The sequence below is a fragment of the Methylophilus sp. Leaf416 genome, from assembly GCF_001424665.1.
Taxonomy (GTDB): domain Bacteria; phylum Pseudomonadota; class Gammaproteobacteria; order Burkholderiales; family Methylophilaceae; genus Methylophilus.
Window position 1 is genome coordinate 85,564 of the sequence record NZ_LMQS01000001.1, and the last position, 25,270, is coordinate 110,833.

The 25,270-nt window shown below is 47.7% G+C and carries 18 protein-coding genes; 5 read left to right on the plus strand and 13 right to left on the minus strand.

Annotated features, from left to right (window positions below; genetic code table 11):
* Positions 1-25: 25 nt before the first annotated feature.
* Both hxlA and tal read right to left on the minus strand, forming a co-directional pair.
* A complete protein-coding gene (hxlA, locus tag ASG34_RS00395; RefSeq protein ID WP_055825124.1) occupies positions 26-658 on the minus strand; it encodes a 3-hexulose-6-phosphate synthase in 633 nt (210 codons plus the stop codon).
* 179 nt (positions 659-837) lie between these two features.
* Positions 838-1,791 (minus strand): transaldolase, encoded by a 954-nt coding sequence (gene tal / locus ASG34_RS00400; protein WP_055825127.1) that lies wholly within the window; start codon positions 1,789-1,791, stop codon positions 838-840.
* Positions 1,792-2,053: 262 nt separating this feature from the next.
* Here tal and ASG34_RS00405 point away from each other — a divergent pair, with 262 nt between their 5' ends.
* Entirely contained in the window at positions 2,054-3,205 is a 1,152-nt protein-coding gene (locus ASG34_RS00405; protein WP_055825130.1) for an aromatic ring-hydroxylating oxygenase subunit alpha, read from the plus strand.
* A 9-nt stretch (positions 3,206-3,214) separates the two neighbouring features.
* Entirely contained in the window at positions 3,215-4,114 is a 900-nt protein-coding gene (locus ASG34_RS00410) for a DMT family transporter (protein ID WP_255352307.1), read from the plus strand.
* On the opposite strand, the gene ASG34_RS00415 is transcribed toward ASG34_RS00410, so the two are convergent.
* The 4 genes from ASG34_RS00415 to typA form a co-directional block, all read right to left on the minus strand.
* Positions 4,111-4,743, minus strand: coding sequence for a response regulator (locus tag ASG34_RS00415; protein ID WP_442922428.1), 633 nt, complete (start codon positions 4,741-4,743; stop codon positions 4,111-4,113). The genes ASG34_RS00410 and ASG34_RS00415 overlap by 4 nt on opposite strands.
* Positions 4,744-4,763: 20 nt before the next feature.
* A complete protein-coding gene (locus tag ASG34_RS00420) occupies positions 4,764-6,065 on the minus strand; it encodes an ATP-binding protein (protein ID WP_055825136.1) in 1,302 nt (433 codons plus the stop codon).
* Positions 6,066-6,179: 114 nt separating this feature from the next.
* Positions 6,180-6,992, minus strand: coding sequence for a polyphosphate kinase 2 family protein (locus ASG34_RS00425; protein WP_055825139.1), 813 nt, complete (start codon positions 6,990-6,992; stop codon positions 6,180-6,182).
* 180 nt (positions 6,993-7,172) lie between these two features.
* The gene (gene typA / locus ASG34_RS00430) at positions 7,173-8,978 is read right to left on the minus strand and encodes a translational GTPase TypA (protein ID WP_055825142.1); all 1,806 of its coding nucleotides are present in this window, start codon (positions 8,976-8,978) and stop codon (positions 7,173-7,175) included.
* 400 nt (positions 8,979-9,378) lie between these two features.
* On the opposite strand from typA, the gene ASG34_RS00435 reads away from it, so the two are divergent.
* Positions 9,379-11,022 (plus strand): DEAD/DEAH box helicase, encoded by a 1,644-nt coding sequence (locus ASG34_RS00435; RefSeq protein ID WP_055825144.1) that lies wholly within the window; start codon positions 9,379-9,381, stop codon positions 11,020-11,022.
* A gap of 8 nt (positions 11,023-11,030) precedes the next feature.
* Positions 11,031-12,572 (plus strand): DEAD/DEAH box helicase, encoded by a 1,542-nt coding sequence (locus ASG34_RS00440; RefSeq protein ID WP_055825147.1) that lies wholly within the window; start codon positions 11,031-11,033, stop codon positions 12,570-12,572.
* A gap of 53 nt (positions 12,573-12,625) precedes the next feature.
* On the opposite strand, the gene ASG34_RS00445 is transcribed toward ASG34_RS00440, so the two are convergent.
* From ASG34_RS00445 to dnaE, 7 genes are all read right to left on the minus strand, one after another.
* Complete coding sequence (locus ASG34_RS00445) at positions 12,626-13,054, minus strand: group II truncated hemoglobin (RefSeq protein ID WP_055825150.1); 429 nt, start codon at positions 13,052-13,054, stop codon at positions 12,626-12,628.
* A 5-nt stretch (positions 13,055-13,059) separates the two neighbouring features.
* Positions 13,060-14,256: a formate-dependent phosphoribosylglycinamide formyltransferase gene (gene purT, locus ASG34_RS00450; RefSeq protein WP_055825152.1), complete on the minus strand. Its 1,197-nt coding sequence runs from the start codon at positions 14,254-14,256 to the stop codon at positions 13,060-13,062.
* 194 nt (positions 14,257-14,450) lie between these two features.
* Positions 14,451-15,866 (minus strand): sigma-54-dependent transcriptional regulator, encoded by a 1,416-nt coding sequence (locus ASG34_RS00455; RefSeq protein ID WP_055825154.1) that lies wholly within the window; start codon positions 15,864-15,866, stop codon positions 14,451-14,453.
* 23 nt (positions 15,867-15,889) lie between these two features.
* Positions 15,890-18,364 (minus strand): TonB-dependent receptor, encoded by a 2,475-nt coding sequence (locus ASG34_RS00460; RefSeq protein WP_055825156.1) that lies wholly within the window; start codon positions 18,362-18,364, stop codon positions 15,890-15,892.
* Positions 18,365-18,568: 204 nt separating this feature from the next.
* Positions 18,569-20,035: a tRNA lysidine(34) synthetase TilS gene (gene tilS / locus ASG34_RS00465; RefSeq protein ID WP_055825159.1), complete on the minus strand. Its 1,467-nt coding sequence runs from the start codon at positions 20,033-20,035 to the stop codon at positions 18,569-18,571.
* Between the two features lie 2 nt (positions 20,036-20,037).
* Positions 20,038-21,033 (minus strand): acetyl-CoA carboxylase carboxyltransferase subunit alpha, encoded by a 996-nt coding sequence (locus tag ASG34_RS00470; RefSeq protein ID WP_055825162.1) that lies wholly within the window; start codon positions 21,031-21,033, stop codon positions 20,038-20,040.
* A 23-nt stretch (positions 21,034-21,056) separates the two neighbouring features.
* The gene (dnaE, locus tag ASG34_RS00475; protein WP_055825165.1) at positions 21,057-24,536 is read right to left on the minus strand and encodes a DNA polymerase III subunit alpha; all 3,480 of its coding nucleotides are present in this window, start codon (positions 24,534-24,536) and stop codon (positions 21,057-21,059) included.
* A gap of 184 nt (positions 24,537-24,720) precedes the next feature.
* On the opposite strand from dnaE, the gene tpx reads away from it, so the two are divergent.
* Entirely contained in the window at positions 24,721-25,227 is a 507-nt protein-coding gene (tpx, locus tag ASG34_RS00480) for a thiol peroxidase (protein WP_055825168.1), read from the plus strand.
* Positions 25,228-25,270 lie beyond the last annotated feature (43 nt).

Genomic DNA, 25,270 nt, shown 5'->3' on the forward strand with positions numbered 1-25,270 from the left:
TAATTACTTATTGATAGTTAAAAAATTAACCGTGAGCGATAGCAGTGATTTCAGCAGCAGAAGCAGCTGGATCAGCAGCGCCGTAGATAGCAGCACCAGCAACGATGATAGTCGCGCCAGCGTCACGTACTTGAGCAGCTGTAGCAGCTTTAACGCCACCAGCAACAGAGATGTCAACACCCAGGTTCAAACCTGCGATCGCTGCCAAGTCAGCGAAAGGAGTTTGACCAGCAGCTTGTTGGTCCAAACCAGTGTGGATACCGATGATGTGAGCACCAGCAGCAACAACTTCTTTAGTTGTAGCAACTTTGTCTTCAACGCTGATCAGGTCAACTTGAGCTTTTTTGCCGTATTTGTTAGCAGCTTTGATTACGCCTTTGATTGTACCGATGTCAGATACGCCCAAAACTACGCAGATGTCAGCACCAGCTTTGTAGAATGGCTCAGATTCGTACTCACCAGCATCCATAGTTTTCAAGTCAACCAGGATTTTGTTGTTTGGGAATTTAGCGCGCAGAGTTTCCAGCAATTTGATACCGTTGTGCTTGATGCATGGTGTACCGATTTCCAGAATATCAACGTGCGGAGCAACTTTTTCTGCCAAAGCGATAGTTGCGTCAAAATCCAATGAGTCTAATGCCATTTGAGTTAATGCCATGTTTTTCTCCAAATATTTAAAGTTTCTAAATGCTATTTCTAGCGTACTACCAATTCAAGCTGGTCGCTAATAGTAAGCCGGCAGCCAAAATAAGTCAATGTTACAGGCCAATTTATGCCTGAGTGTAAAAATCAAAAACGGGCAGGTCCTGCCCGTTTTCTTATGTTCTCACACAGATATTACAGTTTTGCGGCTAATGCTGTTTCCAGTTTGTTCTGGTCAGCTACGAAACCACGGATACCTTCAGCCAGCTTCTCGGTCGCCATTGGATCCTGGTTCAATTCAAAACGGAACTGTTCCTCTGTCAATTTTGCAGGAGCTTCTTTGGTTTTGCCGCCATCTTTCAGCACTTGTACCAATGTACCTTCAGTTGCTGCCAGATCTTGCAACAGGTTAGGAGAAACAGTCAGGCGGTCACAACCGGCCAATGCAATCAGCTCGCCGGTATTACGGAAGGAAGCACCCATCACTACTGTTTTGTAACCATGTTCTTTGTAGTACTGGTAGATAGCACGCACAGAAACCACACCCGGGTCAGTTTCCTGTGTGTACTCGGTACCTGGGTTTTTCGCTTTGTACCAGTCAAGGATACGGCCAACGAATGGGGAAATCAGGAATACGCCAGCTTCAGCACAAGCACGTGCCTGGCCAAAACCGAACAACAATGTCAGGTTACACTGAATGCCTTCTTTTTCCAGTTGCTCACCGGCTTTGATGCCTTCCCAGGTAGAAGCCAGTTTGATCAGTACGCGATCTTTGGAAATGCCTGAATCTTCGTACAGTTTGATCAGTTTGCGGCCTTTGGCAATCATCGCATCAATGTTGAAAGACAAACGTGCATCTACTTCAGTAGAAATACGGCCTGGAACCACTTTAGTGATTTCAGCGCCAATCAACACAGCCAGTTTGTCAGCTGCATTTTCAATTTGTTGTTCCTTTGAACCACCTTGTGCTTTTGCATAGGCAATTGCTGTCTCGATCAGAGGTGCGTATTCAGGAATCTGACTCGCTTTCAATACCAGTGACGGGTTGGTAGTTGCGTCTACCGGTTTAACGCTTTTAATCGCTTCAACATCACCTGTGTCAGCCACAATAGTGGTGATTGCTTTCAACTGATCTAATAAATTTGCCATTCGCTTGCTCCTAAAATGCAATTATCGTTACGTATAGTTATACATAGAAACCTCTAATATTATAACTGAATTTAATTGAGATAGTTAAGGGCTGTTACAATAACTGCTTGTGTACGTGTTGCTCAAAACAGGCACATTAACCACTGCTGCCATCAATTAACCACTGCATATAACCATAGGCATCACTCCGGCCTTGGCTTTTCATCCAGCCCCTTTTCGGGCACAATTATTGTTTTTTGCAAGTGTTCATTCAGTTTGGAATATGGGTTCTGTCACCTCTTTAAATAAAGAACAAAACAAGACTCGCTTCGCACAATTACCTGTTGACTGGTATCTCAATCCGGAAATTTATGCATTAGAGCAAGCACACTTGTTCTCGCTACATCCTCAATACATCGGTCACGCATGCATGACACCAAAAGCGGGTGATTACCGTACGCTGGATTGGATGCATAATGCGATGGCGCTGGTAAATAACCAGGGCGAGCAGCAATTGGTGAGCAATATCTGCCGTCACCGCCAGGCAGTCATGCTGTCCGGCCAGGGAAACACCCAGCATATCGTATGCCCGCTCCATCGCTGGACTTATGACTTGAATGGCCAGCTACTTGGTGCCCCCCACTTCGAGAAAAATCCTTGTTTGCATCTTGAGAACCAGCCACTGAGTAACTGGCAAGGTTTGTTATTTAAAGCCACCCAGCCCGCAACTAAAAGCAAATCATTACAGATTGCTGACACGCTTAAAAAATTAGGCTGCAAGCAGGACTTTGATTTCACCGGCTACTACTTTGACCAGGCGGTCGTTGATCACTATGACTTCAACTGGAAAACCTTTATTGAAGTTTATCTTGAAGATTATCACGTAGGCCCGTTCCACCCCGGCCTGAATCAATTCGTTGATTGCGGTGAGCTGAACTGGGAGTTTGGCGAACACTACAGCGTACAAACCGTCGGTTACAAACCATTGCCGGATTATAGCTTGTCTCCGACTTACAAAGCCTGGCAACAAGCAGTTACCGATTACCAGTCAGGTAAAAATCCGAAATATGGTGCGATCTGGTTTGTACTTTATCCATTCCTGATGATCGAGTGGTACCCCAATGTACTAGTAGTGTCGCATATCATCCCGACCGGCGTCGACTCATGTAAAAACGTAGTTGAATTTTATTATCCGGAAGATATTGCCTTGTTTGAGCGGGAATATATAAAAGCGCAACAAGCTGCCTATTTCGAAACTGCAATCGAAGACAACGAAATCTGCCAACGCATGCACGATGGCCGCAAAGCGCTTTACCTGACCGGAAAAGATGAGCGCGGTCCTTATCAACATCCGATGGAAACGGGCCTGGAACATTTTCATCACTGGTATCGCAAACAAATAGAGCCGCACCTACCAGCGCAAGCAGTAAGCTAGACTCACATTTTGCCAACCTTTTCACACCCCAGACATTGGAAATTAGGCAGCCTCTGGATGCTGGTCGCCGGATTAGGCTTTGCCATCATGGGCGCATTTGTAAAAACCGGCGCCGAACGCTTCAGCAGTACAGAGTTAGTGTTTTACCGGTCTGTATTTAGCTTTATTACGATTGCCTGCATGGTTTACTGGCAAGGTAAACCGCTGAAAAGTCCTATGCTGCGCAAGCAGATGAGCCGCGCTTTGATTGGCTTTACTGCCCTGTTACTGTTTTTTTATGCGATCGCGCATTTGCCGCTGGCAACGGCCATTACCCTTAACTACACCTCTCCCATGTTTCTGGCATTGTTTTCACCGTGGTTGCTTAACGCAGAGCAACCGTTGTCACGCTGGCAGCAAAACACGTTGAATTTTTGTGTGATTGGCGGATTTGTAGGTGTGACATTGTTGCTGCAACCAAGATGGGAACCTGACCTTTGGCTGACTGCCGGTGTAGGCTTGCTGTCCGGAATAGGTGCTGCCCTGGCATATGTGCACGTCAAACAATTGGGCGTCAGTGGCGAACCGGACTGGCGCACGGTGTTTTATTTCACGCTGGTGTGTAGTGTTGCCAGTGGTGCTCTGATGTTGAATACCAAGATCACGACTTTACACTGGCAGGATATACCGTTGTTACTTGGGTTAGGCATCTCGGCAACTATCAGCCAGCTCGCCCTGACACGGGCTTACCGTACAGGCCATACATTGACTGTGGCAAGCCTGGCCTACAGCACAGTGGTATTCGCGACCTTGATCGGCGTGTTCTGGTGGGGCGAGCATTTATCCTGGCTTGAATATGCCGGTATGCTGCTGATTATGCTGAGCGGGGTTATCAGCTCCCGCGCCAGTAGCCCCAGACCATCAGCTTAAGGCTCAAGCAGGCCACAACGCATGGCAATCAGCGCAATTTCTGCTGAATTCTGTGCGTTCAGTTTCTGCTTGATGTTGTATAAATGCGTCCCCACCGTGCGCGGACTCAGAAATAATGTTTCCGCAATTTCATTAGTGGATTTACCGCGCGCCAGCGACATAAACACCTCAAACTCACGTTCACTCAATACATCGACCGGGTTCTGTTCACCTGACAATTGCTGAATTGCCATCTGTTGTGCCACGCTGGCTTCAATATATTTTTTACCATTAGCCACACTGCGGATCGCTTTAATCAACTCTTCCGCCGCGCTGCGTTTGGTGACATAGCCCATCGCGCCAGCATTTAGCACGCGTTTGGGATGTACCGAATCTTCATGCGCTGACAACACCAGAATACGCGCATGATTGTCCTTGGCAAGAATACGCTCAATCGCTTCCATGCCGCCAATACCGGGCATTGTGATGTCCATCACCACCACTTGCGGATGATGTTCAACATAGGCACGAATGGCCGCTTCACCACTTTCGGCCTCGGCAATGACCTTGATATCCTGATCGGATTCAAGCAGCATTTTAAAACCCATCCTCACAACTGCATGGTCATCTACCAGCATCACGCTAATCATACTTAGTCTTCCCTCTTGTTTTAGGCCGATTGTATAGGCAATCGGATTTCTAGTGCAGTTCCAGCACCGGCTTCTGTTTCGGAAACGATTTTAAACTGGCCATGCAAGGCTTGCACCCGCTCACGCATGCCTAGCAGGCCAAAATGGCGGGTTTGGTCGATGGCTTCTAGCGGCATACCGACGCCATCATCATTAATCGTCAGTAACAGGTCATCTTCACTGGAAACGATGTGCACATTGATCGACTGGGCGTGCGCATGCTTAATTGCATTGTTAACCGCTTCTTGCACTATCCGGTAAATATTGATATTCACATTTTCGCCCATAGGCTGGAATCGACCAGAAACATGTAACTGGATATTCAACCCCGCATGTTGCGCCTGGTAGCCAGCCACCATATCGCGCAAAGTTTCTATCAGCCCCATGTTATCCATCGCCGCGGGGCGCAACTGGCGGATGATATTGTGCATGCCGTCGTAGATGTGATTGGCGGCTGCCACGATGGTTTGCGCGCTGGCAGCGATATCCGGAGTTTTATCCTTGGTTTTGTTTACAATGGCCACTGCAAAGGTCTTAATTGCCGTTACGTACTGGCCCAATTCATCGTGCAGTTCACGGGCTAAACTGCGTCGCTCATCTTCAATATGCTGCTGAATCAGCTGTGTCAGTTGACGGTTCTGTTCCAATTGCCGCTCGGCATCCAGTGAAACCGCCATTTGATTCAGGCTGGCGCCTATACGATCAAACTCTGGCAGTGAAAAGCGTGGCAACCTGGTGGTCAAATCCCCCTGCTCTATCTGGTTGATGCCGCGCAAAATATGATGTACCGGGCGCAAAGCATGACTTAACAAGCCGTAAACCAGCAAATTTAGCAGCACAAAAAAACCGGTTCCCATGACAATCAGTTGCAGAAAACCTGACCAAGCTTCACGAATCGAACCTTCCGCACTTGAAGTGATGATCAGGATGCCATAGCGCACACGGCGTGTAACCGTTTCTACTTTGGGTGAAACCAGCTTCACAAACCATTGCGGCGGATCAATTTCGGTTTTAAAGGTGGAGTCAGGGGAAATATACAGCGGCGTATTTGAATAATCGTAGAGCTCGATCCGGCTGCTGCGCACATAGCCCAAAGACTTAAGAAAGTCCTGTAGAACATAATGGGTGGGACCCAGGCTGGGGTTCATGGCAGAGCTGACAATGACGGTATCCAGCAATTGCACTGTTACCCGCATGGCCGCTTCGACACGTTCGCGTATGCTGTCTCGCGTATCCCGCACCAATACCACACCGGCAGCCACCAAAAAGGCCAATGAGAGCATGGTTACCAGGAGATTTAATCGAAAACGTAAACTCATTTTTAAGCTAGCTAGTGTTAGGCGCTATTTAACCGTGATTAGCTGATTTAGGACAGCGTAAAATCATTAAATCCTACCTCAGTCTTCAATCACTAACTTATTCCACTCCTTGGGTTTTTCAGGATACGCCAAGGGCAAATCTTCCAGCGCCTGCAACAAAATCCGCGATATCAACAAATTTCGGTTGGTTTTTGAATCTGCCGGAATGACATACCATGGTGCATGTTCGGTAGATGTTTCCTGCAGCGCGATCTCATAGGCTTTCATATATTTATCCCATAACGCCCGCTCATTAAGATCGTTGGGATTAAATTTCCAGCCTTTGGTCGGATCATCCAGCCGCTCCTGCAAACGCTCTTTTTGCTCTTCTTTGGAAATATGAAGGAAACACTTAATGATGGTTGTGCCTGTTTCGGTTAACATTCGCTCGAAATCATTGATCTGCTGATAGCGACGTTTGGCTTCCGCGTCATTAATCCAGTCATGCACTTTGACGATCAACACATCTTCATAGTGGCTACGGTTGAAAATCACCAACTCGCCTTTACGTGGCACTTGCGCATGCACACGCCACAAATAGTCATGCGCCAGCTCGTCCTCACTAGGCCCTTTGAAACTGGCCAGTCGTATGCCTAACGGGTCGCAGGCACTAAATACCTGCTTGACTGTGCCATCCTTGCCACTGGTGTCCATGCCTTGAAGAATGAGTAACACCTTATGCTCACCTTGCGCATGCAGAATATCCTGCCGCTCGTTAATGGCTTCAGTCAGCTGCATTAATATCGCTGCATCTTCGGCTTTGTCGCCTGACCTGGCGGATTTATCGTCCGCTTTAATCTGTTTAAGGGAGAATTTTTTAGGGTTAACGCGATAGCTGCTTAATTTATCCATGCAATATATACCAACTCATTATCAGAAAATATCAAAGAGTGTATCGCAGTTTATTCAGCCAGGCATGCCTTCAGGCAAAAGAACCTCTGTCTAGACAAAACTAAGGCTGACTATTAAATACTTCATCAGCTAGAACCAGCAATAAAAAAGCCGGCATAGCCGGCAATTTTATTTAAAGTATTACTTGGAAGACCGTTTACGCTCATGCTCAAGCAAGAAGCGCTTGCGCAGGCGAATGGTTTTAGGTGTGATTTCGACCAACTCGTCGTCATCAATAAATTCCACAGCACTTTCCAGGCTGATAGAGATAGGCGGCACCAAACGCACAGCTTCATCAGTACCGGATGCACGTACGTTGGTCAACTGCTTGCCTTTGATCGGGTTAACCACCAGGTCATTATCACGGCTATGGATACCGATAATCATGCCTTCGTATAATCTGTCGCCTGGGCTGGAGAACATTTTGCCGCGGTCTTGCAGTTTCCATAAAGCGTAAGCCACCGCTTCGCCTTGTTCAGCAGAGATCAGCACGCCATTACGGCGGCCTGGCATATCTGCTTTCAATGGCGCATATTCGTCAAAAATGTGTGCCATCAAACCGGTACCACGGGTCAGTGTTAAAAACTCACCCTGGAAGCCAATCAGGCCACGGGCTGGAATGCGGTATTCCAGGCGTGTACGGCCATTACCGTCAGACTCCATATTGCTCATTTCACCACGGCGACGACCCAATTCCTCCATCACCGCACCCTGGTGCTCGTCTTCCAGATCGACGGTAAGTATCTCGTATGGCTCACATTTTTCACCATTGATTTCCCGGAAAACTACGCGTGGTTTACCCACTGCAATTTCAAAACCTTCGCGGCGCATGTTTTCCAGCAAAATAGTCAGGTGCAACTCGCCACGACCAGATACGCGGAACACATCGGTGTCTTCAGTATCTTCAACACGCAAAGCCACGTTAACCAGCAATTCTTTGGTTAAACGGTCACGGATCTGGCGGGAAGTAATGAATTTACCTTCAGTACCTGCCAATGGTGAAGTGTTCACCATAAAGTCCATGGTTAGTGTTGGTTCATCTACGCCAAGATGCGGTAAACCTACTGGCTTGTCACGGTCACAGATGGTGAAGCCGATACCGATTTCTTCGATACCTGAAATAATCACGATGTCACCTGCCTCAGCTTCATCAACCGGTACGCGCTCGAGGCCTTTAAAGCCAAGCACCTGGTTAATACGGCCTTGTGCTACTTGTTCATCTTCACGCATCACTGCTACAACCTGACCTGGTTTGATACGGCCATTAGTCACACGGCCAACTCCCAAGCGACCAGTATATGTAGAGTAATCCAATGCTGAAATCTGCAACTGCAATGGTGCATTGCTATCACCTTTAGGGGCTTCAACATGGCTTAAAATCGTTTCAAACAAGGCACGCATATTGTCTGAAGGTACCTTCATGTCCAGCGTTGCGAAGCCGTTTAAAGCAGAAGCGTAAACCACCGGGAAATCCAGTTGCTCATCGGTAGCGCCCAGGTTTGCAAACAAATCAAACGTATGATTGATCACCCAGTCAGGGCGCGCGCTTGGGCGGTCAACTTTGTTGATGACGACGATTGGCTTTAATCCCAGCGCCAATGCTTTTTTGGTTACGAAACGTGTTTGCGGCATTGGGCCATCAACAGCATCTACTAACAGTAAAACGCCATCCACCATACCCAATACACGCTCTACCTCACCACCAAAGTCAGCATGGCCCGGTGTGTCGACGATATTAATATGTGTGCCTTCATAAGTTAAGGCTGTATTTTTTGCCAGAATAGTAATGCCACGTTCTTTTTCCAGATCGTTACTATCCATCACACGTTCAGTCACTGCCTGGTGTGAGGCAAAAGTACCTGACTGTTGAAGTAACTTATCAACCATGGTGGTTTTACCGTGGTCAACGTGGGCGATAATTGCGATATTTCTAAGGTTGCGTGCCATGTGAACTGCCATCTGTTTTGGAAAGGGCGCGATTTTAGCATAAATCACGTTAAATATTTGACTTTTAAAATAAAATGGCTATACTGCGCTCAACTTAAAACGCACTGGGTTGAAATTAATGCCCGACTGTTTTAAATTCATCGCCCTGACCCATCGATAACTCGTGAAATTTTGAGGCTATCATCTTTAGAAGTTGTTTTCATGACAACCTCTTCTTTTATCGGTTAGTGGCTATGCCTAGCGCCGGTAAAAGCGATTCATCTCCATATTTGCTTTGGCTTACTTTAATGATTTAGCACACGACTTTTCTTTGTGCTGACATTGGTTAGCTTTGCTTTTTTGCTTTGCTTTAATTTGCTTTACTTGCGCCCTTTTTAATTGTTTATGAAAGGGACATTCCTTGTCTTTTGCAGATTTAAATCTAGACCCATCCATTTTGCGTGCATTGACCGATGCAGGCTATGAGAATCCAACACCTATCCAGGCTCAATCTATTCCTGAAGCCTTGCAAGGCCGTGACATTATGGCCTCTGCCCAAACCGGTACCGGTAAAACAGCAGCTTTTACATTGCCAGCATTAAATTTATTAGCAACCCAACATCCGGTTCGCAGCCGTGGCCCACGCATTCTGGTCTTAACTCCTACCCGCGAATTAGCTGCGCAAGTAAACGAAGCAGCCCGTAAATACGGTAAATTCCTGCGCGCACGTTGCGTCAGTATCGTCGGTGGCATGCCTTATCCATTGCAAAACAAATTGCTGTCACAACCATTAGATATTCTTGTGGCAACGCCTGGCCGTTTTATTGACCACCTTGAGCGTGGCCGTATTGATTTGAGCCGTTTGCAAATGCTGGTACTGGACGAAGCAGACCGAATGCTGGACATGGGTTTTATGCCTGATGTTGAGAAAATTTGTGCCGCTTTGCCTGCCGAGCGTCAAACTTTGCTGTTCTCTGCCACCTTAGATGGTATTAAGGATATCGGCAAACGCTTCCTGAACAATCCACTGACGATTCAAGTGGCTGGTCAAAGAGAACAACATGCCAATATCGAACAGCGTCTGCATTTTGTAGATGACATGAACCACAAAAACAAACTGCTCGAGCATTTGCTGATTGCTCCAGATGTAAACCAGGCGATTATTTTCACCAGCACCAAACGTCATGCCGATTTACTGGCGGAAGATTTATATGCAGCTGGTCACAGCACCGCGGCATTACATGGTGATATGACCCAAGGTGCACGTAACCGTACCCTCACTAAACTGCGTCATGGCGATGTCAAAGTACTGGTCGCCACCGACGTAGCAGCGCGTGGTATTGATGTGCATGGCATAACACACGTCATTAACTATGACCTGCCAAAATTCGCTGAAGATTACGTACACCGCATTGGTCGTACCGGCCGTGCCAACAACTCCGGCATTGCGATTTCTTTTGCTTCTAACACTGATCGTCACCTGTTGCGTAAAATTGAGCAATACACTGGTCATAAATTCCAGCCAGCAGTCATTGCCGGTTTCGAGCCTAAACGCGCTATCCGCATGGATGATGGTGGTGGTGAAAAACGCGGTAATGGTGGTAAACGTCCTGGTAGCAGCAATGGTCGCCCGCAAAATAAAGGTGGCTTTCGTGGTAACAGCCGTGATGGCGGTGGACGCGAAAACCGCGAATTCCGTGGCAACCGTGAAAACAGCTCTTTTGGTGACCGTGTGATGCGTGATGGCCAGCCAAGCAAACCACGTGAGCAACGTGCAACTACCGGCGTAAGCGAACCACGTCATGCTGAACAAAGAACAGACCGCGAAGTAAATGGCAACAGCAAAAGCTACACCAAAGATACTGATTTTCAGTTCGCCCGTGCATTGACCGAAGAGTTTGGTCAACGCCGCCCACGTTCAACTTCGGGCAGCCCATCTGCAAAGCCGCAAGAGCGCTTCGGCAATCCTAACGGTGGCAATCGTGGTGCAAACAAACCACGCACTGGTGGTAGCAAACCATTTGGTGAAGCTGGTGGTATCAAACGTCCCCGTTCATTTGCATAAGCAGACATATGTCAGAGCAAAATACTGTAGATTTAAGTGCACCTTCAGATGCTCCGCCATCCTTAGATTTTAGGTCTTTGGGCTTGGCTGAGCCGTTGTTAAAAGCCATTGAAGAATCAGGCTACACAACGCCAACGCCAATCCAGGCCCAGGCTATTCCTTTAGCGCTTGAGCGCAAAGACTTGATGGCAGGTGCACAAACTGGTACAGGGAAAACGGCAGCATTTTCGTTACCGATTTTGCATACATTGCTTCCTCATGCGAGTACCAGCACCTCCCCGGCAAAACATCCGATCCGGGCACTGGTGCTGGCACCTACGCGTGAGCTGGCAATCCAGGTGTATGACAACATTAAAACTTACGCCAAACATACCTCCTTGCGTAGCCTGGTGGTATACGGCGGTGTAGATATCAAGACACAGACACCGATACTCAAAACCGGTGTCGAAATTCTGGTCGCTACGCCTGGTCGCCTGTTGGACCACGTTGAGCAAAAAACACTGTCTTTAAGCCAGGTGCAATTTCTGGTGCTGGATGAAGCCGACCGTATGCTGGATATGGGCTTTATGCCTGACCTCAAGCGTATATTGGCGTTACTCCCAAAACAGCGCCAGAACCTGATGTTCTCAGCCACGTTTTCGGATGAGATTAAAAGATTGGCCGATGCCTTCTTGAACCAGCCAACATTGATCGAAGTGGCACGCAGCAATGCCACCAATGACAATGTGGAGCAAAAAGCCTTTCTGGTGAATACAGATAAAAAAGAACGTTTCCTGGTGCAGCTACTGAAACAATATGCCAGCCAGCAAGTGATTATTTTTACCAAGACCAAATTGTCTGCCAGCAAACTGGCACGTGCTTTGGAACGCGCTGAAGTTCCTTGTAGCGCGATTCACGGTGATAAGTCGCAGAAAGAACGTATTGAAGCACTGGATGCATTCAAGGCAGGTAGTATTCATGCCCTGGTAGCCACCGATGTAGCTGCGCGTGGCCTGGACATCAGTGACTTACCATTGGTAATCAATTACGAAATTTCTACTTCACCTGAAGACTATGTGCACAGGATTGGCCGTACAGGCCGCGCTGGAGCCAAAGGTATCGCTATCTCGTTGATAGATGAGGAAGAAACCAAGTACTTTGATGACATTGAAAAGCTGATTAAAAAACAGATTCCGAAAGAGAAAGCGGTAACCAGCACGCCTGATTACAAGTCTAGTCAATCATCGAGTCCACGTACACCTGGTTCACGCGCAACTGGCCAACGATCATCTAAAGCCAAAACAGCTGATGACGCCTGGTTTTACCAGCCTTATGAATCGACTGGTTTTGTTGAATCTACCAAACCAACGGTGGCGCCAACTACCAAACCATCATCAGCCAAACGTAAAGTGGTTGCTGCGCTATTAGGTGGCTTTGGTTTCAAGGCAACGCCAAAAGCTAAAGCACGCCCTGCCGAAAATAAACGGCAGAATACAAGCAAAGCCCGTCAGAAAGAGGGCTTAGAGCAACCGGCATCCCCAGAAGTAGAAGTCGAAAGCTCGCAATCATAATAAAAAGCCCCGTTTCAACGGGGCTTTTTATGTATTTTTAAATCAGTTGGACTTTAACCTTCGCGATTCCGCATAAAGTCAGCCACTCCATATAACTGATTAGCCATATGCCGGATAAGGCTCTCCTCAAACTGGCATTGGTGCATGGCTTTGATCATGCAATACATCCACTGATCCCGCTCGGATTCACCAATCGTGAACGGCATATGACGGGCGCGCAAGCGCGGATGACCATATCGCTCAATATAAAGCTGGGGTCCCCCGGTCCAGCCCATAAAAAACATGAATAACTTTTCACGGGTTTCAGTCAGATCTTGCGGATGTAGAGCAAGTAAACCTGATGCTTTGGGATCAGTTTCCATGATGTCATAGAAAGTCTCGACCAGCAGCCGAATATTCTCTGTGCCCTTCTCCGCACCGCCCAGCCACTCATACAAAGATTGCTTTGCTGAATTTGACTCTTGAATATCAGTGAATGCCATGTTTATTAATCAGCTACTTTTGGTGTGACAAGTGCTGCTGCCTGTTTGGCATGTTCACGCGCTAATTCAGTATTCTCTGCGGTAGCCAATGCCACGCCCATGCGACGTCGGACAAAAGATTCTGGCTTGCCAAATAAACGAATTTCGCTATTAGCCACTGACATTGCTGCTTCCAGCCCATGAAACTCAAGAATACTAGCATCTGCGCCACCATAAATCACGGCACTGGCGCCCGCTTCCCGTTGTGCGACATCGACTGGCAGGCCCAGGATTGCTCTTGCATGCAGCTCAAACTCATTCAAACGCTGGGTGCACATGGTAACCATGCCGGTATCATGCGGGCGCGGGCTAACTTCAGAAAACCATACCTGCTCGCCTTTGACAAATAGCTCAACCCCAAACAAACCCTGGCCACCCAAAGCATCGGTGACTTTCCTAGCAACTTCCTGCGCGTTTTCCAGCGCTTTAGGATGCATGGCTTGAGGTTGCCAGCTTTCCACATAATCACCCTGCTTCTGCACATGCCCGATTGGGGCACAGAAATAGGTTTTAACCTGCCCTGCTACATCTTTTGCACGCACGGTAAGCAAGGTAATTTCATAATCAAAATCAATCTGGCCTTCTACAATCACAACCCCTTGGTTGACACGCCCGCCGCTGGCAGCATATTCCCAGGCAGTTTTGACTTCACTGGCCTGGGTAATGCGTGATTGACCCTTCCCTGAAGAAGACATGGTAGGTTTTATAAAACAAGGATAACCAATACCTGCATCAATAGCCGCCTGCAACTCTGCCTCGGAACGCGCGAACGCATACGGAGAAGTTGGCAAACCTAATTCTTCAGCGGCCAGGCGACGGATGCCTTCGCGGTTCATGGTCAGTTGTACTGCGCGTACTGTTGGTACGACGGTCACACCAGAAGCTTCAATTTCTGCCAGCGCGTCTGTATTCAATGCTTCAATCTCAGGCACGATAAAATGTGGTTTTACTTTATTGACAAGCGCTTTTAACGCGTCTGCATCTGTCATATCAATCGTATAAGCATGATGCGCCACCTGATGACCAGGCGCATGCTCATAACGATCTACAGCGATCACTTCTACCCCTAAACGCTGCAAGGCAATCACGACCTCTTTACCCAGCTCGCCGCTGCCTAACAGCATGACTTTGGTCGCGTTTGCGCTTAATGGGGTCCCGATCATTGTTGCACTCCGATATAAAAGTGCAATTCTACCATGTGCGATTTACATGACAGCTTATCGGCATTGATTTAACGCAAAAGCCACGTGGTATTTTAAAAGATGTTAAATAAAAAAAGACCTCGCTTTCGCAAGGTCTTAAAACTGTAGTGACTTTGGATAAAGTCTCAAAAAATTTAAGAAGATCTAGCAATGCATCAAACAGAAATCCCGTGCTTATCCATACGGTAACGCATAGTCATACGGGTGATGCCCAATATACGGGCAGCTTTGGAGACGTTATTGCGTGCTTGCTCCAGTGCATTTAACAACATAGCTTTTTCAGCATCGTCCAGCGTTAACTGCGCTTCATTGCTAGCTGATGGACTCACTGATTGATGACCGATCTGGGGTAGTCCCAAATCATGCTCCGAAATTACCGGTTGCGTGCACATCAGAACTGCACGGCTGATCTGGTGGCGCATTTCGCGCACATTTCCTGGCCAGCGGTATTGCTGAATGGCAATTAATGCGGTCGAACTAAACTCATGGTAAGGCAATGCATAGCGCTTTTCGGTCATTTGTCTGAAATAGTTGGCTAGCAGCATCACGTCCTGGCCCCGGTCTCGTAACGGCGGCATCTGCATGGTGATCACATTCAGCCGGTAGTAAAGGTCTGAACGGAAACGGCCTTCGTTAGACATCTGGTATAAATCGCGATTGGTCGCTGCGATAATACGTGCATGTACCGGCCGTTCTTTGTTTGAACCAAGACGGCGGACCATGCGCCTTTCAAGTACATTAAGCAGCTTGGCCTGTAAGCCTAGTGGCAACTCACCGATTTCATCCAGAAACAAGGTGCCATCTTCGGCAGATTCAATCAGGCCCGGGCGGGAAGTCACCGCATTGGTAAATGCGCCCTTTTCATTACCGAACAACTCGCTTTCAATCAGCTCTGCCGGTAACGAAGCGCAATCCACATGCACGAAAGGTTTGTCATGGTTCACGCAACTCGCATGCAGATAACGCGCCACCACATCTTTACCAGTGCCGGTTTCACCAGTGATTAACACGGTCGGTTGCACGGCATCGCTTAGCGAGCTCAGTTGGGCAATGCGTGTGATTTGCTGGCGCACGCTTTGCATAGCAGCACTCTCGCCAATCAGCTGCACTGATTCATTGGCAATCGTGTCACGTTGACGTGAATAATCAAGGCTGGTCTGCAAGTCAGTTGTTTTCTCATTCTTTTGAATGATTAACAGCAACTCTTCAAGATCAATTGGTTTTTTCAGGTAATCAATCGCGCCTAATTTAATGGCATTCACTGCATCCGTCACATCACCGAACGCAGTCATCACGATGGTATTGATATTTTTTGCTACGAAGTCAGACAATAAATCCAGGCCATTGCCATCTGGCAATCGCATATCAAGCAATACGATATCCGGCTCAAACTGCTTAACAAGCAACCTGGCATCATGCAGGGATTCTGCATGCTCACACTCAAACCCGGCTTTTTGCAAACGCTTGACTACCGCGCGTGCAAAAAGCACTTCATCTTCCACCAACAAAATTTTCTTTTTGAAAGGTAAAAGTATCGATTTATCCGTAGATGATGAAATTTGTGAAAGCACGCATCCTCCTTTTTATTTTATTTTTAGTCTTTATCGTAACTTGCCAAAGATTGCTTAGGTTTGAACTCATAGCGCAAACCAATCCAGCCAGCACGTGGTGCACCTGGTAACAAACTCAACGTTTTGCTTTCAGCCCCAAAAGTACCACTAGCGTCAAACAAGCTTTCAGCTAAGCGGCCGGCAAGGTTATATTCCTTGTCAAAAATATTGGTAGCTTTAGCGAATAATTTCCAGCCATTGCCAAAGTTATACTGGCTATCCAGATTTACAATAAAGTAACCGCCAATTTTGCCACGGCCTGTGGCGCAGTCATCGCCATTACTACAAATCGCGGCATTTGATTGATGACTATTATTCTCGTTACCATAAACATACTGGTTAGAGTATCCAATTACGTTGGTACCCACATTCCAGCTAGGTGTGACTGAGTATTGCCCACGTAACTTCAACTGATGCTGTGGAATGGCTGGAATTCTGTCGCCAGACCGCGCCGTGTAAATTCCGTCATTGGTTTCACCTGAAGAGTTAGACCCGTTCACAAATTCAACATCAGTATCGTAGGTTGCATGAACGAAGCTGTAAGACGCGCTCCATTTAAACTTCTCAATAAAACCGTTAACACCCATATCGATACCCTGGCGTTTTGTTCTGCCGATGTTTTTGAAGTAACCGGCACCTGTTTGAGTGTTTGCAGCGGTAAACTGAATGTCATCATGGTTGATGGCATGATAAATGCCGGCGTTCCAGAACATATTGTCTGTCAGTTGACCACGGCCACCAAACTCATAAGTCTTGGCAACTACCTGATTTAAAGGTGGGTCATCCGCCAATGCCGCAGGCAGTAAGCAAGGTGCAGCTGGGTTAGAACAACCCAGTTCAATCGCTGTCGGTGCACGGCTGGACTCGCTGTAAGACGTATAAACGGTCAGCGCTTTAGTAGGTGTGTAAGTTAAACCTACAGTTGGATTCAAACGTGTGTAGCTGTCTTTTGCCGTTAAGCTATTGAAGTTATTGGCAGCTGAAGCCGGGCCACGCAATGTGTCAGTGTTATCTACACGCGTGAAATTCCAGCTGGCACCTGCATTCAAATGCCAAAACTCGTTGAGTGACAAAGTATCAGTGGCGAATAAACGGGCTGTGTATTGCTTGCCTGTTAGGCCTACAGTCTGACGCTGACCCAATGCACCGTCGCCGGAGGTCACAGGTGCCCTGCTTGGATCAAATACTGTACCGCTACCTGGGGTACCAGTAATGTCACCATCATCTATCGACTCACTCAAAGAAGACAAATTTATTTCTTCGTTTTGTTTAAAACGAATCAAGCTGTAGTCATATCCTGCACCCACTACAAACTGATTTTCCTTACCCATAAAATCTTGATTGAAAGTAGCCTGTCCTGTAGCACCATAAGTATTTTGGCTGGTATGCGTTCTATTAAACACAGAACCAATCACTTCACAGTCATCCGCAGGATTTGCGCATGTAATTCCTGGATAGCCAGTAAGGAAACTGCCGCCCAAACCATCATCAGTAAATGAACCTTCGTAGCCGTCGCCATTTAAGGTGCTACGGTTGGATTTTTTGTAATAAACGTTTCCTGACAGCAGAGTGTCATTACTTAACCAATGACTACCATTCAGGGCCAAGAAGTGTGAGTAATTATTCGTCGCGTCAGGACGCGTATGGATCTGGTCGCGATCTCCGCTCAGAAGAAATTCTGGCGTTAAACCATTACCAATTAATTTGTTATCTGCACCGATGTAAGTCAACTCAAGCTTGCTAGTTTCACTTTGCCAACCTGTTTTAGCAAATAGCTGGTTTACATGTGACGGCGAGTATTTTCTCCAGCCATCTTCAGTAGTGTGCTGAAACCCTATCAAGAAATCGACTGAGCCATCTTTAGAAACGCCACCATATTCAGCTAAGGTGCGTTGACGTCCCCATGAGCCCGCTTCGTATTCAATAGCAGCGCCTTGGTTATCGCGTCCGTTTTTAGTTTGCACGGCAATCGCACCGCCTAATGTGTTCAAGCCATACAAAGGATTTGAACCCGGGACAAGTTGCATATCACCGATAGCGAAATTTGGAATCTTGTCCCATGAAGTCACATCACCAAACGGTTCATTGACGCGCACGCCATCGACATAAGTGGATAAGCCTTGTGGGTTGCCTAGCAATGAAGAAGCAGAATAACCCCTGAAATTAATTTCCGGCTGCCATGGGTTACCACCCAGTTCTGTCACCGTCACGCCTTGCATATTACTGTTCATGTAATCTGCAATCGATACACCAGTCTGATTGTTTAAAGCAGCTGGATTTGCCATCTGGATATTGGCTGGCACTTTGTGCAGAGGCAAACCAATGCCTTTTAGCGGCGTGGCACTGAACACTTCAACGTTTTGAAGATTGAATGATTCATCCGCTTTCACGATGGTGGTTTGTGCTGCATATGCAGACACTATGGCAAGCAATAGCGGCTTGACAGTAGTTTTATTCATAAAGGTATCCTTTTCCCGAGAATATTAATTTTTAACTTTTATAAAAAAGCATATTCCCAAATGCAATTACTGTTCCGCAATTGCAGTAAAGAAAAAGACGTTTAAAATCAATAGAGTTAAAATCAGATGGTGTATAACAACCATTAAATTGGCTGTAGATAACCAATTTTATGGTTGTTGTTGGTTGCAAGCAACCATTTTTTATCAGGTAGGTAGTGGTTGCAGTGTGATTTCCAGGCCATAAGCATTGCGGCCAGGTTGCCAGGCGGCATCGACTGCGAGCGAGGTGAGTGAAACAAGGGTTGGGGAATCTGATTCTGACGAACTGACATGAACGACTGGATAAAATGCACGTTGCCATGGCGGAATTGCCAGCATTTGGAAAATAACTTTTAATTCCCTGCGTGGTCGCTTGGCGTCCGGCTGTAAAGTCTCACCGCCAGATCTGGGCAGCAACATTAATTCAAGTTTTTCAAACTTAGGTAACACTTGCCCATAGCGCCGGTGCAACGTGATAGCTGCAGGATTTACGCCCAAACGTGCAAGGGCAATTCCCCGCCCTTTACTGACTTTGAAATGCACTTGCCAGTCACCCCAAATTTGATTTTTGCCACCCTGCCACACCAATGGCGTTTTAGGTAATGCGCTAGGCTTGCCAACACAATAAAGGCGCTGCTGATAATGATGCAAATAGGCCAGGCCTCTACCGGCTTGCCCGTGTAAAGGCAGATGCAGATAGCGATGCGGTTTTACCGTAGATAGTTGTTGCCAGTAATCCTGCAATTGTTCGGTATTAGGCATGCGCAAATCAAACTGCTGAAACCAGTACCGCAACATGTTTTTTGCACGCACATCGCCCAACAACCGCAGGCGCTGGATATCTACAGACTGACCTAACCACTCCTCCCGCACATCGCATGCAGAAATATCCTGACTGGCTAACGTATCGAGCAAGATTTGCGCCTCAGCCATATGATGAGCACTACGTGACAAAGCGCTATCTAACTGTGGATAACGTTCGCGCAGAACAGGCATTGCTGTTTGACGCATAAAATTACGGTCATAACTGGTGTCTGTGTTACTTTCGTCCTCTACCCACTGGCACTGTAACTTATGCGCGAGCTCTAAGATATCTGCCTTTTTAACTTGTAATAATGGTCTTAACAGATGGCGATCCGCATCCCACTCACTCATGGCTGAAAGCCCCTTGACGCCGGCGCCACGCACAAGTTGTAAAAGCAAGGTTTCGCTTTGATCGTGCAAATGATGCGCAGTGACTATGGCATGCGCGGCAAGCTTTTGCCGCTGCTGCTCAAGCGCCTCATAACGCGCCTCGCGTGCGGTAGCTTCGACGCCTAGCCCACTGCGAGAATCGACATGTACTTTCTCAGCATAAAACGGTACACCTATTTCTCTACACACGCGTTCACACAAGCTTAGCCAATCATCTGCATGTGGGCTCAACCCGTGATGAATATGCATGGCAGAAAGCGTAAATGGCAACTCGGCAGAAAGCTTTGCCAGCCTATGCAGTAAAACAATAGAGTCGACACCGCCACTTAGCGCAAGAAGCAGGTGCGAAGGTGATGTGAGGTTTTTTTGTGCAGCCAGAAAAGAGGCAATGCTCTTTTCCAGCTTTGCAGATACAACGGATGCAGCGTTATTTGTCACTGTTATTTGTCAGTGGCAGCTTTAAACTTACCGTAGCTCATCAAACGCTGGTAACGAGTTTCCAGCAGCTGCGGTATTTTTTTGGATTGCAAGGTTTTAAGTTGCTGGGCGATAGTCTGGCCAATACGCTCCATCACCTCTTCATAGTTGCGATGCGCGCCGCCTAATGGTTCACTCACAATCGTATCAATCAAACCGAGTGACTTCAGGCGGTCAGCGGTAATACCTAATGTTTCGGCTGCGTCTGAAGCTTTGCTGGCACTTTTCCAAAGTATTGAAGCACAACCTTCAGGTGAAATGACTGAGTAAGTTGAATACTGCAACATATTTAAGTGATCGACTACGCCTAAGGCCAGCGCACCACCAGAACCACCCTCGCCGATCACAATGCCGATAATTGGGGTTTTGAGTTCTGCCATCACATACAAGTTACGCGCAATCGCTTCGGATTGACCACGCTCTTCTGCGCCTATACCCGGGTAAGCCCCTGGAGTATCTATTAGCGTGATGATAGGCATATGAAATTTTTCGGCTAAGCGGAACAAGCGCAAGGCCTTACGGTAACCTTCTGGACGCGGCATACCAAAATTACGGTATTGGCGCTCTTTAATATCGCGGCCTTTTTGATGACCGATCACCATCACCGGGATACCTTTAAAGCGGGCGATGCCACCGACGATTGCCGGGTCATCGGCAAAGGCGCGATCACCATGTAACTCCTGGAAATCAGTGAACAGGGCGTTGATATAATCCATGGTATAAGGTCGCTGGGGATGGCGGGCGACCTGTGAAATTTGCCATGCAGTTAAATTCTGGTAGGTGTCCTGCAGCAGCTTGTTATTTTTCTTTTGCAACAGATCCAGCTCTTTGGAAATATCCAGCGAATCATGCTCGTCATGAGATGACTGCAGCGCTTCAATGCGCTTTTCAAGTCCGGCAATGGGTTGCTCGAAATCAAGATAAGTCAGTTTACTAGGCGTCAAACGTTTGGCACTCATTATGAATTCTTTAGTTAAAAAGTTCAGGCATTATAAAGGATTTTGACATTTTCTTTTGACAACCAGCCCTGTAAATTCAGTAGCAGGTCATCGTGTAACACCACTTGCCAGTCATCGCCCAGCATCAGGCTAACCTGGGCTGACTGGTTATGGTAATCCACTTTGATCGGACAGCGTTTTTGCTCTTCATTGGCATAGCGATAAGGCGTCAGCACTGTCATCAATCGTTGCAGGTCGGATTGGCCGTTGCAACTCAGGGTTAACATCTGCGCAAAGCGGTTGCGCACGGCAGCAAGATCATATAATTTTCTGGCACTGACGCGAATACCGCCGGAAAACTCGTCATTGGAAATACGCCCCTCGACAATCAATAACTGGTCTTCCTTGATCCACTGTGCGTGTTGCATCAGCAATTCAGAGCCCACAACCACATCTGCTCTACCGACCGCATCATCCAGGGTGACGATGGCCATTTTGCCACGCTGGGTCATGCGTACCCGCACGCCCATCACCACACCCGCGAGCAGCTTAGGCTCATTTTGCGGTGCGAGCTCTCCCAGGTTGCCTTTGATAAACGGCCCCAACTGTGATTTATAGCTCAGGTAAGGATGCCCGCTGAGGTAGAAACCCAGCGCTGCCTTTTCTTCCTGTAACGCCTGCTCAGGGCTCCAGGGCGTGACTTCAGGCAGTTGATGCTGTGTCTCTACCACACCGCCAAACAGGCAATCTTGCCCGGCATGCGCGGCTCTTTGCTCAGCCGCACTGATAGCCCCATCCAAACCTGCCAGCAACGCAGCACGATTTGGCTCAAGCTTATCAAAAGCACCCGCCCTAATCAGTGATTCCATCACACGCCGGTTCACTTTGCGCAAATCCAGGCGCTGGCAAAAATCAAAGATATCCTTGAATGGTCCGTCGGCTTCGCGCGCAGCGACGATCAAATCAATCGCCGCGCCGCCTGTTCCCTTGATTGCACCCAAACCATACAAAATCTGCTGGGCACTCATAGGCTTGAATTGATAAATGCTGGCGTTCACATCCGGTGGCAATACTTCCACATGGTTGCCGGCACAATCATCAAAAAACGTATGCACGTTATCGGTGTTATTCATGTCCGCAGACATGGTCGCGGCAAGAAATGCGGCCGGATAATGTGCTTTCAGGTAAGCGGTATGGTAAGCCACCAACGCGTAAGCCGCGGCGTGCGACTTGTTAAAGCCGTAACCGGCAAACTTTTCCAGCAAGTCAAACAGGTCGTTCGATTGCTGCAAGGTCAATCCATTTTTAAGCGCGCCTTCATTAAAAATTTCACGCTGTATAACCATCTCTTCAGGTTTTTTCTTACCCATGGCGCGTCGCAACAAGTCAGCACCGCCGAGACTAAACCCAGCCACTACCTGCGCAATTTGCATCACCTGTTCTTGGTAAACGGCAATACCATAGGTTTCTTTCAGGATAGATTCTGTAGATGCATGCGGATACTCAACTCGCTGAGTACCATGTTTACGACGGCAGAAGTCTGGAATGAGGTCCATAGGGCCAGGTCGATACAGCGCTACCAGCGCGATAATATCTTCAAACAGGTCTGGCTTGGCCTGCTTCAACATATCCTTCATGCCGCGCGATTCCAGCTGGAATACCGCAGTGGTATTGGCTGTTTTCAGCAGATGGTAACTGCGCTTGTCATCCAGCGGAATGGTTTCAAAGCTTAATGGCGGTAACTGCTCTTGCGCGCGCTGCGCATTGGCATTTTCTAAAGCCATATTGAGGATAGTCAGTGTGCGTAAACCTAAAAAGTCGAACTTGACCAGACCGACTGCTTCGACGTCATCTTTATCGTACTGGCTAACCAGGCTGTCGCCATTAGGCTGGCAATAAACCGGGGAAAAGTCTGAAATCTTGCCTGGCGCAATTAGCACGCCACCGGCATGCATACCGATATTTCTTACCAAACCCTCCAACCGCAAAGCCAAAGAAAGTAATTCTGCGACCTCTTCTTCTTTTTCGCGGCGTTCCTGAAGTTGCGGTTCTTTTTCAAGTGCGGATTCAAGAGTAATGCCCAGCTCAAGCGGAATAAGTTTGGCGATGCCGTCTACAAAATTAAATGGCAGATCCAGTACGCGGCCAACGTCGCGGATCACCGCCTTGGCGGCCATGGTACCGAAGGTGGCGATTTGGGATACCGATGCCAGGCCATATTTGTTTTTAACGTAATCGATGACGCGATCACGCCCTTCCTGGCAGAAGTCAATGTCGAAGTCCGGCATCGAAACCCGCTCAGGATTGAGGAAACGCTCAAACAGCAGGTTATATTTCAGAGGATCAAGGTCAGTAATACCAAGGCTGTAGGCGACTAAAGAGCCTGCACCAGAACCCCGGCCAGGCCCCACCGGCACGCCATTATTTTTAGACCAATTGATAAAATCGGCCACGATAAGGAAGTAGCCAGGGAAACCCATCTGGATGATAATGCCGCACTCAAACTGCAGGCGCTCTTCATATTCAGTGCGCTTCTGCTCGCGTTTTTCCTCATCGGGGTACAGGTAAAGCAGCCTCTTTTCCAATCCCTGTTTTGACTGGTCAATTAAGAAAGCTTCCAGACTTTCACCGTTCGGTGTGGGGAAGTCAGGCAAATAACTCTTGCCCAAAGTCAGTGCCAAGTTGCAGCGTTTGGCAATTTCCACTGCGTTTTGCAGAACAATCGGCATGTCTGCAAACAAGGCCTGCATCTCTTCCTGGGTTTTGACATATTGGGATGCGACGAAGCGCTTGGGCCTGCGCTTGTCTGCCAGCACATACCCTTCAGCAATACAGGTACGCGCTTCGTGCGCCATAAAATCATCAGGTGTTTGAAACTGGATCGGATGTGTCGCCACCAAAGGTAAATCGAGTTGCTGGGCAATGAAGGCTGTTTGCTGTATTAATTGCTCCTGGGCACGCGACTCGGGGCTCCCGGCATCGTGCACACGTTGCACTTCCAGATAATACCGCCCCTGGAACACTTCTGCCCAATGCTGCGCGGATTGCAATGCCAGTGCCTGGTTACCAGCTTGTAAAAGCTGGCCGATATCCCCGGCATTAAAGCCTGACAACATCAACAGGCCGGCATTTTTCTCTTCCAGCCACTCTGGTTTTAATTCTGCCCGTTCACGGTATTGGTTTTCAAGATAAGCGCGGCTCAACAGCTCACATAAATTGCGATAACCCTGCTGGTTTTGCACCAGCAATAACATGCGGTGTGGCTGGTCGCGCTGTATGGTGTTTTCTACCCAAACATCGCAACCCACTATTGGTTTCAGGCCTTTGCCACGTGCAGAATTATAGAATTTGACCGCGCCAAAAAGGTTGGCAAGATCGGTCAAAGCAAGCGCCGGCATGCCATCCTGCTTGGCCGCTTTGACGTAATCGCCAATGCGCACGGTGCCGTCCACAATGGAATATTCACTGTGACAACGCAGGTGAATAAATGCGGGTGATAACGGTGGAGTTTGTGGCGATTCCATAGGGTTATTTTACCCGCCATCGACTTTTTTGTACCCATCCGAAATATAAATAATCTGGTTGACAGCGCTGAATCGCCGCCCAATCAAGGCTTAATCCATGGTCTTAACATATGCAAAAAGGACTTAAGTCCATCATGAATATGCACTATGATGTCAGGCTTGTTGATAATTAGGCTTGTTTGATATGTCGCACGCTATTTCATTACTTGATGAGCCTATTCTGATAGAAGACAATTTGCCGAGTGTGGGCGATATTTTGCCGTTCTTCCAGCTCGTGAATCACTTACTGGAAGACATTACCCTGGAATCCTTTCAGGGCAAACGCAAGATCCTGCATTTCTTCCCTGGTATTGATATCCCAACCAGCGCGCACAGCGTGCGTACATTGGATAAGCTTGGGAAAAGCTTATCCAATACAGTGATCCTGAATATTTCACCAGATCTGCCATTTACAATGACACGCTTTGCCGAAGCCGAAAATTTAACGCATAGCATCAACCTGTCTACCCTGCGTGGACGCGATATGTTTAAAAACTATGGTGTACTGATTATGTCCAGCAAACTGGCGGGCTTACCGGCGCGGGCACTGATGGTGGCGGATGAGAATGACAAGATCTTGCATGTGGAATTAGTAAATGACTTGACCACTGAGCCAGACTTTGGCGCTGCCCTTAACCTGCTTGCGCGTTGATTACCTTATTTTTTATAAGGTTGATTGCCACCGCATGAAGCGC